The following is a 12736-nucleotide window of genomic DNA, read 5'->3' as shown; positions in this document are numbered from 1 at the left end:
CGCGCCACCGTGGCCCTGCTGGAAGCGGCCCCGCTCGACGCCCGCCATTGCAGCTACCTGGCCGGCTGCGCCGACACGCCGGTGGCGCTGCGCCTGCGCGGCGGCAGCATCGAGACAGCCTGGTCGCCGGACGGCGATGGACGCACGGCCTGGCAAGGCGCCGTGCCGGCCGGCGTGGAAGCCTGCTACCTGCCCGTGGCGCATGGCGACCTGCTGCTGCAAAAAGACTACTACCCGGCCATCGCGCAACTGCTCGACAACGGCCAGGGCGCGGGCCTGTCCCGGCGCCCGCCGCACGCACCCGGCGGCATTCCGCCCCGCTTCCGCCCGTACGCGCCCGATGCGCAGCCGCTGTACCCGCAGCCGCAGGAACTGCTCGACGCCGCCATCGGCGCCGCCGGCCCCGCCAGCGCGCCCGAGATCTGCACGCCGCAGCTGAGCCTGTCCATCATCCACGGCAGCATGGCGTCGGCCGACGCGCCCGTCATGAGCGGCTGCTATGCGTATGAATCGCTGCGCGGCAGCATGAGCTTCCTGGACCGTCTGCTGGCCGGCAAGCTGCAGGAAATCCACGCGCTGGGACGCTTTCCCCAGCGCCCCGACGCGGCCCTGGTAGTACTGCAGCCCGATGCGGCGCGCCGGCCCGGCGGCGCCATCGTCATCGGCCTGGGCGCGCTGGGAGAGCTGACCCCGGGCGAACTGGCGCGCGCGTTTGCCGGCGGCCTGCTCGAATACGCGTGCGTCTGCCTGCAGGTGCGCGCCGCCGGCCACGTGCCTGCGCCGCCGACGGGCGAACACGGCTTGCGCGTGGCCAGCCTGCTGTCCGGCTCCGGCTATGGCGGCTTGAGCATCGCCCTGTGCGCGCGCGCCCTGATCGACGGCGCGCGCAGCGCCAACCGGCGCCTGGAAGACGCGGGCATGGCTTGCCGCATCGGCCATATCGCCATCTACGAACAGTCCGAGGCGCGCGCCATCGCCGCCGCCGTGGCCATCGAGCAGATCATGGCCGAGGCGCGCTACCAGGGCAGCTTCACGTTCGAGCAGCGCATCCGCCACAGCCCGGGCGGCTACCGGCGCATCCTGCCCAGCCTGAGCGGCGACAACGGCTGGCGCCGCGTGCAGATCGTCGCCGCGGATCTCTCGGGCGCCCTGCGCTTCACCGTGCTGACGGACCGCGCCCACAACAGCGTCGACGAGGAGCCGAACCAGCGGCAAGCCGTCGATGGCCTGATCATGGACGCCACCGACAACACCACCGACCAGCCGGGCCTGTCGCGCGCCCTGTACGAACTGATGCTGCCCAATGGCCTGAAGGCGGCCATCCCCGAGATGCGCGGCCTGATCCTGGCCGTCGACCAGAGCGCCGCCATCTATCCGTGGGAATTGATGCGCGACGAGGCGGGCAGCGAGGAAAGCCCGCTGTCGACGCGCATCGGCATGGTGCGCCAGCTGGCCAGCCTGCGCGAGCAGCCGCCCGCCGTCAGCCCGCCCAGCAACAGCGTGCTGGTGATCGGCGATACCGATTCCGGCCTGCCCGAGCTGCCCGCCGCGCAGGCCGAAGCACAGGACGTGGCGCGCATGTTCGGCGCCTATGGCTACCAGGTGCGCGAGCTGCTGCGCCCGCAGGCGCAGCGGGTGCTGGTGCACCTGTTCGACGAGCGCTATTTCGCCATCCACCTGGCCGGCCACGGCGAAGTGGCGGGCCCCGGCATCGCCCATACGGGCCTGGTGCTGGGACCGAAGACGCGGCTGACGGCGGCGCAGGTGGGCAAGCTCAAACGCGTGCCGCAATTCGTCTTCATCAATTGCTGCCACCTGGGCGACATGCGCCCGGACGCCATCGCGCCGTGGTCGAAGCTGGCCGCCAGCCTGGCCACGGCCTTCATTGAAATGGGCTCGCAGGCGGTGATCGCGGCCGGCTGGCGCATCGACGACCAGGCGGCCAGCATCTTCGCGCACAGCTTCTATCACGCCATGCTGAGCGGCGAATACTTCGGCGACGCCGTGCGGCTGGCGCGCGAAGCGGCCTATCTGCAGTTTCCCGCCTCGAATACCTGGGGCGCCTACCAGGCGTATGGCGACGACCGCTACCGCTTTCCTAACACGCAGAGCCGGCCCTGGCAGGCGCCCGACTACCACTACCACGGCCACCTGCTGGCCGATCTGGAAACCCTGCATGCACGCCTGGCGGGCGCCGATCCTGCGCGCCGCGCGGCCATCGAGGAAAAGCTGGGCAGCATCGAGAAAGCCGTGCGCGCACGCTTCTTCGGCTGCGCCGACATCCGCGAAAACATGGCCGCCACGCGGGCCGGCCTCGGTGGCCTGGACAACACGCTGCGCGCCATCGAACACTACCGGGCGGCGCACAGCGCGGCCGACGGCAAGGTGGGCTTGCGCGCGCTGGCGCACTGGGCGGAACTGGAGATACGCCAGGGCGCGGCCCTGTGCGGCATCGATGCGGGCGCCGGCATCGACGTGCCGGCCGTGCCCGACCCGGTACAGGGACGGCAGCTGCTGCACGATGGACGCCGGCATATCGACCTGCTGGTGGCGCTGTCGCCCACGGCGCAGCGCCTGGCCCTGCTGGGACGCTACTGGGCCCTGCAGGCACGCCTGTCCTGCGCGGGGGGCGGCTCCGGCACGCCGGCCCTGCGCGCCATGACGGAAGCCTGCCTGGCCGCGCTGGAAGAAGCGCGGCTGCGCAGCGGCGTGGCCGACTGCGACCTCATTTTCCAGGCGCTGGCGGGCGCCCTGCTGCTGAAAGCCCATGGCGACAGCGGCGCCTGGCGCGCGCTCGATGCGCAGCTGGGCGAGCTGCTGCACGACGCCATTGCCTATGCGCGCCAGCGCCACGCGGACGAACACCGCGCCATCGACGCGGGCGCCCCCGTGCGCGCCGCCCTGCTGGCGGCCCTGTGGCAGGTACCGGACGGCCAGCCCTTCGACGCGTCCGCGCGCGCCGCCTTCCTGGCGCTGTACCACGACGCCGTGCGGCGCCACGGCAGCATCGGCGAACCCGAAGCGATCACCGTGCCCCTGCGCTTCCTGCTCGAACTGCTGCCGCCCGACAGCGCGGAAACCGGCTTGCGCAGCGCCGTGCAGGCGCTGGCCAGCCAGCTGCAGGCCTCACTGCCCGGCACTCACCTGGGCAACCTTAGCCAGGCACCACTCCGTAGTGGCGCGCATAGCGCTCGTCCAGATTCGCCAGCGGCATCATCATGAACATGTCGGCGCTTTCGAAATCGGGGTCCCAGGCCGGTTCGCCGCAAATCCAGGCGCCCGAACGCAGATAGCCCTTGATCAGCGGCGGCACTTGCGGCTTGTGCGCCGCTTCCACCTTGTGGATGGGGAAAGGCAGGTGCGGCGTGACGCGGTATTCGGCGGGCGCCATGTGCTTTTCGGCCAGCGCCTGGTACACGGCGACGGCGTTATGGCCGCCATCGGCCAGGCTGATGCTGGCGCAGCCCACCAGATAGTCGCAGCGCTCGCGGCGCATGTATTCGGCCAGGCCGGACCACAGCAGCATGATCACGCTGCCGCCCCGGTATTTCGGGTGGATGCAGGCGCGGCCCGCTTCGACCATGCGTCCGCGCAGATTCTTCAGGCGGCTCAGGTCGAACTCGTTTTCCGAATACAGGCGGCCGATCTTGGCTGCCTTGGCTGCGCTCAGCACGCGGTAGGTGCCCACCACTTTCAGGGTATCGGCGTCGCGCACGATCAGGTGATCGCAGTGCGCGTCGAATTCATCGCTGTCGAGGCCATCGGCATTGGCCAGCGACGTCAGGCCCATGGTCTCGATAAACACCTTGTAACGCAAACGCTGTACTTCGCGCAATTCCGCCGCTGTAGTGGCCTGGCTCAGCACCAGTTGAACCGGCCTGGCCTTGGCTTCGTTTGACGCGCTGATATTTTGCATGGTTTCATCCCCTGTGATCAAGACGACTCCAGCGTACTTGTCTAATATGTCAGGAAAATGACAGCCGAATGTCATTTCCATGACGCAAGACAATGTCATGCGGGGATCGTGCATAATTACCACACTCGCCCAGCAGGAAGACAGCATGAAAGACCAGGACGCACCGCACATCACGCCCTACACGCGGCCCGCCGCCGGCTGGGACGCGCTAAAACACGTGGCCATCAGCCTGCGCCAGGAACGGGTCGCGCCCGGCAACCTGAAAGCGCTGCTGTCGCAAAACCAGCCGGACGGCTTCGATTGCCCCGGCTGCGCCTGGCCGGACCGCAACCACGCCTCCACGTTTGCCTTTTGCGAAAACGGCGCCAAGGCCGTCGCCGCGGAAGCGACCAGCCGCCGCGCCGGCCCCGCACTGTTTGCCAGCCACACCGTCGCGCAGCTGCTGGAACAGTCGGACTACGCGCTCGAACAGCATGGCCGCCTGACGGAACCGCTGGTCTACGACGCGGCCAGCGACCGCTACGTGCCCATCGCCTGGGAAGACGCCTACGCGCTCGTGGGGCGCCACCTGCGCGCCCTGCCCGACCCGGACCAGGCCGCGTTCTACACGTCGGGGCGCGCCAGCAACGAGGCGGCCTTTTTGTACCAGCTGATGGCGCGCCTGTACGGCACCAACAACTTCCCCGACTGCTCGAACATGTGCCACGAGGCGACCAGCCGCGGCCTGCCCGCCACCGTGGGCATCGGCAAGGGCACGGTGACCCTGGACGACTTCGAACTGGCCGACACCATCCTCATCTTCGGCCAGAATCCCGCCACCAACCACCCGCGCATGCTGGGCGAACTGCGCGAGTGCGCGCGCCGCGGCGGCAGCATCGTTTCCATCAATCCCCTGCGCGAGCGGGGCTTGCAGCGCTTCATGGACCCGCAAAGCGCGCTGGAAATGGCGACCCTGGGCAGCACGCGCCTGGCCGGCCTGTTCGTCCAGCCCACTTTGGGCGGCGACTTCGCCCTGATCAAGGCCGTCGCCAAGCGCGTCGTCGAACATGACGATGCGGCGCAGGCGGCCGGCGCGCCCGCCGTCATCGACCACGCCTTCATCCTGGAACACTGCAGCGGCTTCGACGCCTTCCGCGACGACCTGCGCATGGAAAGCTGGGAGCTGCTGCTGCGGGAGTCGGGCGTGGCGCGCGAACAGGTCGAGGCCTTGACGGACATCTTCGTCAAGGGCCGGCGCATCATCGCCACCTGGGGCATGGGACTGACGCAGCACAAGCACAGCGTGGCGGCCATCCGCATGCTGTCGAACCTGATGATGTTGCGCGGCCAGATCGGCCAGCCCGGCGCGGGACTGTGCCCCGTGCGCGGGCACTCCAACGTGCAGGGAGACCGCACGGTGGGCATCGAGGAAAAGCCCACCGGCGCCTTCCTCGACCGCCTGGGCCAGGTCTACGGCTTCGAGCCGCCGCGCAAGCATGGCCACGACGTGGTGGCCACCATCGAAGCCATGCGGCGCGGCGACGTCAAGGTGTTCATCGCCCTGGGCGGCAACTTCGCCGCCGCCACGCCCGACACACCGCTGACCTTTGCCGCGCTGCGCCAGTGCGCGCTGACGGTGCAGGTGGCCACCAAGCTCAATCGCAGCCACCTGGTCATCGGCAAGGAAGCCTTGCTGCTGCCCACCCTGGGGCGCACGGAGATCGACCTGCAGGGCGGCGTGCCGCAGGGCGTGACGGTGGAAGACTCGATGAGCATGGTGCATATCTCGTACGGCCGCAATGCGCCAGCGTCGCCGCAGCTGCGCTCGGAAGTGGCCATCGTGGCCGGCATGGCCGAAGCGGCGGTGGGCAGCGCCCTGGTGGACTGGCGCGCATACGCGGCCGACTATGCGCGCATCCGCGACGACATCGAAAAGGTGTTCGACGATTTCCGCGACTACAACGCCAGGGTGGCCGTTCCGGGCGGCTTTCATTTGACGGTGGCCTCGCGCGAGCGCGTGTGGAAGACGGCCAGCGGCAAGGCCAGCTTCCTCGTCGCCCCGCTGGACCTCGATACGCCGCTGCACCGCGCCCGCGCCCGCCATGGCGAACGCCTGATGGTATTGATGAGCACCCGCTCGCACGACCAGTACAACACCACCATCTACGGCATGGATGACCGCTACCGGGGCGTGTACGGCACGCGCAGGGTGGTCTTCGCCAATCGGGACGATATCGCCATGCTGGGCTTTGCCGATGGCGACCTGGTGGACCTGATCGGCGCCTGGGACGATGGCGTGGCGCGCCGCGCCAACGGTTTCAGACTGGTGGCCTACGACATCCCGCGCGGCTGCCTGGGCGCGTATTACCCGGAGACGAATGCGCTGGTGCCGCTGGCCAGCACGGCCGACGGCGCGGGCACGCCGACGTCGAAGTCCGTGCCCGTGCTGCTGCAGGCGGCCAAGGTTCAGATGCCGATATCGGGCGTGTAGTCGACCCAGGCATCCTGGCGGCAGAAACCCACCAGCTTCATGCCCGCCTGCGTGGCGATGGAAATGGCCAGCGAACTGGGAGCGGAAATGGTCGCCAGCAGCGGGATGCGCATGCGCGCCGCCTTGCGCGCCAGCTCGTAGCTGCCGCGGCTGGACAGGAAGACAAAGCCGAGGCGCATGTCGATAGCGTGCAGCGCGAGATGGCCGATCAGTTTATCGAGGCCGTTATGCCGGCCGATATCCTCGAACACCTGCACGATTTCGCCGTCGGGCGTGCACCAGGCGGCCGCGTGCACCCCGCCCGTTTCCTGCATCAGCGCCTGGTGCGCGCGCAAGCCGGCGGATGCGCGCGCCAGCGCGGCGGGCAGGTCGACCTGGATCAGGGCCGGCGGCAGCGCTTCCGGCCGCAGGTCGAGCATGTCGATGCTGTCGATGCCGCACACGCCGCAGCCGCTGCGGCCCGTCAGCGCGCGGCGCCGGTCCTTGAGGCGCACGAAATCTTCCTGGGCGATGGTCAGCGCCACTTCGGCGGAGTCGGGACGCAGGAACACTTCGCAGTCGAAGATGGCGGCGGCGGATGCGACCACGCCTTCCGTCAGCGCGAAGCCATAGGCGAACGCTTCCAGGTCGCGCGGGGTGGCCATCATGACAACGTGGGAAATGCCGTTGAAGACCAGCGCCACGGGGATTTCCTCGGCGACGTGGTCGATGGCGGCAAGGGACTCGCCCGCGCGGTGGCGGACAATGGCGCGCTCGACAAAGCCGGCGCGTTCAACAGGGGTTTCTTCTGACATGGCAACCATGGGGGAACTATCACAGCCCCCATGGTAAACCAGAATGGACAGGCAGGCGGCAGTCCGCGCGGGACTGCCCTGCCATCGCCATCAATCCTTCTTCGGACGGCCCGTTTTCAGCTGCGGCAGGCCGGCCAGCACGTTTTGCAGGGTCGCCAGGTCGATCTGGCTGATCAGCGCCACGCCGATGCGCAGCAATTCGCTTTTCTTGATCTCGAAACCGGCCTTCAGGCAGGCTTTCTTGACCTGGCCCAGGACTTCGTATTCCGCTTCCGGCATGGTGAAGCTGTCGCGCACCAGTTTCGGCTTGCGGGCTTTTTCCTTGACGACGGCTACCTTGGCGACGGGCGCCTTTTTCGCTGGCGCAGGCTTGGCCGCCGCTTTGGCTACCGGTTTGACGGCGGCTTTCGCTGCCGGCTTGGCGGCGGCCTTGGCAGCAGGTTTTGCTGCAACCTTGGCCGCCGGCTTGGCAACGGCTTTCACCTGCGCCTTGACGGCTGGCTTGGCGGCCGGTTTGGCCACAGGCTTGGCCACGACGGCCTTGGCTGCGGCAGGCTTGGCGGCGGCAGGTTTCGCCGCTGCCGGCTTCGCAACGGCCGGCTTCGCGGCCACCGGCTTGACGGCGGCTTTAGCCGCGGGCTTGGCCGCTGCCTTGGCTACCGGCTTGGCCGCAGGCTTCGCGGCAGCTTTTGCCACGGGTGCGGCCTTGGCCGCTGCCGCGTTGATCGAAGCGCTGGTGGGGAACATCGATACGGGCGCGCTGTCGGCTTTTTTTGCTGGGACGGGTTTAGTCATGGATTCTCCAATCTAACAAATAATATAAACAATATATACTGTTTTTTGAAACCTTGCTTGCTGCATATCAAGTCATGCGCACGGCATGACCCACTAGGCGCTGGCGCGGATGGTGAAATCAACTCCGACCTCATCCCAGAATTCCTGCTCCTTCTCGATCCAGAACGACACGGTGGGATGGTGCGCCACCCAGCCGCGCTTGATATCGAGCTCGATACGGCTCTTCATGCGCAGGCGCAGCTCGCTGAAATCGGCCTCGATGCGCGCATGCATGAGCAGAATCGACAGGCGCAGCGCCAGCACGGCCTTGGCGAAATCGGGATCGGACAGCACTTCGCCGATCTTGCGCAAGTTGCCCTTCTGCGCCAGGATCAGACGGCTCATGGTCTTCTGTTCGCGCGTGGTAAAACCGGGCAAGTCCGCGTTTTCCACGATGTACGATGCATGCTTGTGGTAGCCCGTCTGCGAGACGGCCAGTCCCACTTCGTGCAGCAGGCTGCTCCAGCGCAGGCATTTCACCAGGGCGTCGGACGTGGGCTTGAGCTGCGCGTACATGGCCAGCGCCTGCTGCGCCACGCGCCCGGCGCGCTGCTGGTCGATATGGAATTTGTCCATACAGCCCTGCACCGACTGCTCGCGGCGGTCGCGCTTGGTCGAGCGCAGGTACAAATCCCACATCACGCCCATGCGCAGGCCCGCCTCGATCGGCGTCATGGCGGGAATGGCCAGTTCGCGGAACAGGCCGATCAAGATGGCCAGGCCGCCGACGATGGTGCTGGCGCGGTCGGGGCGCAAGCCGGGCATGTCGATGCGGCTGGTGTGGCCCAGTTCGATGAAGCGGCGCGCCAGCGCATCGAGGCTGGCGCCCGTCAGCAATCCATCGCCAAGCTTGTTGCGGGCGATGATGTCGGCGATCGTGCGGATGGTGCCGGAAGAGCCGTAGGCCGTCTTCCAGTGCTGCGGAAGGTAAGGCGGCGCGGCATCCTCGAAATGGCTGCGCGCCGACAGGATGGCGGCCTCGAACGACGGCGCGTCGATGCGCCCGCCGATGAAAAACGACAGGCTTTGCTTGACGGTGCCCAGGCTGAAGGACTCGACGCGCTCGATATCGTTGCCGCGCCCCAGTATCAGTTCAGTCGAGCCGCCGCCGATATCCATCACCAGCCGGCGTTCGCCCGGGATGGCCAGCGCATTGGCCACGCCCATGTAGATCAGTCGCCCCTCTTCCTCGCCCGAGATGATTTCGATCGGGTAGCCGATGGCCTGTTCGGCCAGCGGCAGGAAGACGGCGCCGTTGCGCGCCACGCGCATGGCCGACGTGGCCACCACGCGCACGGCTTCGAGCTCGAAACCGGCCAGGATGGCGCGAAAGCGCTGCAGGCAGGCCAGCGCCCCCTGCATGGCCGCCTCGGTCAGGTCGCCATTGGCGTCCAGGCCGGCGGCCAGGCGTATCGGATCGCGCACGCTCTTGACCACGCGTATGGTGTCGCCATCATGCTTGCCGACGTGTAAACGAAAACTGTTGGACCCCAGGTCCACCGCTGCATACATACTGGCCTCTTGTCTTGTCATTGCTGTACCAACCGCGAAAAAAGTTGGCAAACTCAGTTGCTAAACTATATAAATCATTTAAACGATTTAAAAATCCTACCACACTACCCTCATCGTATGACAGCGGCGTGACAGGATTGTGACAAGAAGTCGCGTAGTAGTAACGCTTAAGAACCCTGACAAAACCGTAGCGAGCGGAAGGAAGTTGTGGTTAAGAAGCGCAACTGTACGAAGGTACAGTGAGCATCGCAGACCACAAATTCCGACGCGCAGTAGGTTTTGACAGGTGTTCTACGGTACGATGGTCGTGAACAGATAAACGGCAAAAATCACCAGGTGCACCGTGCCCTGCATGACCGTGGTGCGGCCCGTGCCCAGCGACAGGGTGGCCACCATCAGCGACAGCAACAGCAGCACCGTCGACTTGATGTCGAGTCCCAGCGTAATCGTCAGGCCCGTGGCCAGCGACACCACCACCACGGCGGGAATCGTCAGGCCGATGCTGGCCAGCGCGGAGCCCAGCGCCAGGTTCAAGCTCGTTTGCAAACGGTTGGCGCGCGCGGCGCGCACGGCGGCCAGGCCTTCGGGCAGCAGCACGATGGCGGCGATGACGATGCCGACCAGGGTTTTCGGCGCACCCATGGCGGCAATCGCCGTCTCCAGCGCGGGCGCCAGCGACTTGGCCAGCAACACCACGGCGCCCAGGCACACGAGCAAGGCGCCGGCGCTGATCCAGGCGACGCTGGCCGATGGCGGCGCCGCATGCACTTCCTCGTCGCCGACGGCTTCCTTGGGCAGGAAGTAATCGCGGTGGCGCACCGTCTGCACCAGCACGAAGGTACCGTACAGGACCAGCGAGATGACGGCGATGAAAATGAGCTGGCTCGAATTGTAGTACGGGCCGGCGGCGCTCGACGTGTAGTTCGGCAGCACCAGCGTCAGGATGGCGATGGCCGCCAGGGTGGCCAGCGAAGCGCTCACCCCCAGCAGGCCGAAGGTCTGCTCCTTGTGGCGGCCGGCGCCCAGCAGCAGGCAGATGCCGACGATGCCGTTCAAAATGATCATGATGGCGGCAAACACGGTGTCGCGCGCCAGGCCTGTCGTTTCCGGCCCGCCGGCCAGCATCAGCGAGACGATCAGCGCCACCTCGATCAGGGTCACGGCCAGCGCCAGCACCAGGGTGCCATACGGTTCGCCGATGCGGTGCGCCACCACTTCCGCGTGGTACACGGCGGCCAGCACGCTGCCGATCAGGCCGACGACCAGCAATATCTGGTAGGCGCCGCCGAAGTTGAATGTGGAACCGAACAGGAACAGCCAGCCGGCAAGCGGGGCGGCAAGCGGCCATACAGGCAGGGATTTAAGAATTTTCATTATGGGCCTGGCAAGAGTAAAAAAGGGGAACTGCGGTGCGGACGGCAAAGGGGAGCATGACGTGCACCCCATAGCATAACTTGCTTAGCTTAAATGAAAGTTAGGGAAAGCACACGTTTGGCCACGGGCGCCCCGCGCCGCCGTCTCCTTGCTGCTGTGCACCTGCTTGCTACCATTAACTATAGTCCCTTTGGTAACATGCCGTTGCAATTTCCTTGTCTTTTAGTCTGCCGATGGCGCCATACTGGAGGGCACGCCTTTCCGGCACCGACCAGGGACAGACCATGATTTCAGTAAACAGCAGCGCCATGCGCACCGTCGTTTTCGCCAGCAGCCTGCTGTGCGCCGCCGCACAGGCCGCCACGCAGGCACCACGCGAGGACGCGGACGCAGGCACGTCAGCGGCACGCGAAGCGCAGGTCGATGCGAACTGGGCCACCACGCCGGCGCCCTCGGCCGCCGCCAGGTGGCAAGACAGCCTGCCACCGGCGCCGCCCGTGGCGCCGCGCGAAGAAAAGATCCTGCCCCGCAGTGAATGGCTGAGCGTGGAGCCGATGAAGGCGCCCGACCATCGCTGCGATCCCGGCCTCGACGCCTTATTTTTGAGCAAGGAATGCGGCAAGGAACCCAGCTGGCTGGGTTCGCGCAAGAAGTAAGACTAAACGGATTTACATATCGAGGGGGCTGGCGCCCTGCGCCTCGACCACCCGGTTGCGGCCCGCCTGCTTGGCTGCCTGCAGCGCCTCGTCGGCCCGCTTGAACAGGCTGACGGTGCTGTCTTCGGCGCGGATGGTGGTCACGCCCAGGCTGGCCGTCAGCTGCAGCACGGCGCGCTCCGTTTTGACGGGCAGCGCTTCGACGGCGGCGCGGATGCGCTCGGCCACCATCAGCGCATCGGCCAGGGTCGTGCGCGGCAGCTGGATGGCGAATTCGGCGCCGCCCAGGCGGCCCATCAGGTCGCTGTCGCGCAGCTGCTGGCGGCAGGTGTCGACGATGGCTTTCAGCACCGCGTCGCCCACCGGATGGCCATAGCTGTCGTTGACGCGCTTGAAATGGTCGATATTGAGCACCACCAGCGCCGTCGGCAAACCGGGCCGGCGCGCCAGCGCCATCCACGGCGCCAGCGCCTGGTAAAAGCCGCGGCGGTTCGGCACGCCCGTGGCCCCGTCGAGCACTTCCAGGCGCGCCAGTTCGCCGCCCAGCTTTTCGCGCGACAGCAGCAGGTAGCCGAAGGCGTTCGTCAGCATCATCAGGTACAGGGCGCCGAAGCCGGCCAGCTGCATCAGTTCCGCATCGAAATCGGGAATGGTGGCGGCCAGCACGCCGCGCGCGGCAATCAGCAGCGACAGGATGCCCATGCTGACGACGAGGAAGCGGCGCAGCATGCTCGCCTCGCGCCACTTCAGGCACAGGGCGGCCACGCCGGCGAGGAAAAAGCCCGCCACGATCAGCGAACCGCCGGCGCTGCGCAGCAGCGGCGCCACGTCGAACAGGTAGCAGGCGGCAAACAGCGCCACCGACACGCCCAGCGCCGGCAATACATAGCGGCGCCAGTTGCTGCGCCCCGCCGCCTGCCACAGCGCGCCCGCGTCGAGCGCCATGCCGGCAAACAGCAGGCTGTTGCCCAGCAAGATGGACAGCACGTCGGGCAGCACGCCGCGGAAGTACAGCAGACACCAGGCCACGGCCTGGCATTGCTTGGCCACCGCCCAGGTGGACAGGCTGAGCGACTTCTTGCGCTCGTACTCGAAGAAGAACAGGGCCGCGCACAGGCTCAGGTTGCCGAGCGCCAGCGCCAGTACCAGGGTCTTGATATCCATGGGTTACGCCATTGCC

9 protein-coding genes are annotated in these 12736 nt (G+C 67.1%); 3 read left to right on the top strand and 6 right to left on the bottom strand.

Going from position 1 to position 12736, the window contains the following annotated elements:
- Positions 1-3222 (top strand): CHAT domain-containing protein (locus tag GCN75_RS12385; RefSeq protein WP_152282779.1); only part of this gene is annotated, 3222 nt, incomplete at its 5' end.
- On the opposite strand, the gene GCN75_RS12380 is transcribed toward GCN75_RS12385, so the two are convergent.
- Positions 3155-3916 (bottom strand): GNAT family N-acetyltransferase, encoded by a 762-nt coding sequence (locus GCN75_RS12380; protein ID WP_152255983.1) that lies wholly within the window; start codon positions 3914-3916, stop codon positions 3155-3157. The two genes, GCN75_RS12385 and GCN75_RS12380, sit on opposite strands and share 68 nt — an antisense overlap.
- Positions 3917-4061: 145 nt before the next feature.
- Here GCN75_RS12380 and GCN75_RS12375 point away from each other — a divergent pair, with 145 nt between their 5' ends.
- Entirely contained in the window at positions 4062-6386 is a 2325-nt protein-coding gene (locus tag GCN75_RS12375) for an FdhF/YdeP family oxidoreductase (RefSeq protein WP_152282778.1), read from the top strand.
- On the opposite strand, the gene fdhD is transcribed toward GCN75_RS12375, so the two are convergent.
- The 4 genes from fdhD to GCN75_RS12355 all read right to left on the bottom strand — a co-directional run bounded on the left by fdhD (position 6362) and on the right by GCN75_RS12355 (position 10900).
- On the bottom strand, positions 6362-7180 hold the full coding sequence (gene fdhD / locus GCN75_RS12370; RefSeq protein ID WP_405002805.1) for a formate dehydrogenase accessory sulfurtransferase FdhD: 819 nt from the start codon (positions 7178-7180) through the stop codon (positions 6362-6364). The two genes, GCN75_RS12375 and fdhD, sit on opposite strands and share 25 nt — an antisense overlap.
- Before the next feature lie 90 nt (positions 7181-7270).
- The gene (locus tag GCN75_RS12365; RefSeq protein WP_152282776.1) at positions 7271-7975 is read right to left on the bottom strand and encodes a hypothetical protein; all 705 of its coding nucleotides are present in this window, start codon (positions 7973-7975) and stop codon (positions 7271-7273) included.
- A 93-nt stretch (positions 7976-8068) separates the two neighbouring features.
- Positions 8069-9526 carry a Ppx/GppA phosphatase family protein gene (locus GCN75_RS12360; RefSeq protein WP_152282775.1) on the bottom strand — a complete coding sequence of 486 codons (1458 nt, stop codon included), beginning with the start codon at positions 9524-9526 and terminating at the stop codon, positions 8069-8071.
- Between the two features lie 291 nt (positions 9527-9817).
- Entirely contained in the window at positions 9818-10900 is a 1083-nt protein-coding gene (locus tag GCN75_RS12355) for a calcium:proton antiporter (protein WP_152282774.1), read from the bottom strand.
- Between the two features lie 284 nt (positions 10901-11184).
- Here GCN75_RS12355 and GCN75_RS12350 point away from each other — a divergent pair, with 284 nt between their 5' ends.
- Positions 11185-11556, top strand: a complete 372-nt coding sequence (locus tag GCN75_RS12350) for a hypothetical protein (protein WP_152282773.1) — start codon at positions 11185-11187, stop codon at positions 11554-11556.
- Positions 11557-11568: 12 nt separating this feature from the next.
- Here the strand turns inward: GCN75_RS12350 and GCN75_RS12345 are convergent, their stop codons facing one another.
- A complete protein-coding gene (locus tag GCN75_RS12345; protein WP_152282772.1) occupies positions 11569-12720 on the bottom strand; it encodes a GGDEF domain-containing protein in 1152 nt (383 codons plus the stop codon).
- Positions 12721-12736: the final 16 nt, after the last annotated feature.

This window comes from Janthinobacterium violaceinigrum (assembly GCF_009208555.1).
In the GTDB taxonomy this organism is placed as follows: Bacteria; Pseudomonadota; Gammaproteobacteria; order Burkholderiales; family Burkholderiaceae_D; genus Janthinobacterium; species Janthinobacterium violaceinigrum.
Note: the sequence above shows the minus strand (reverse complement) of the source record. Positions and strands in the feature narration are given on the sequence as shown.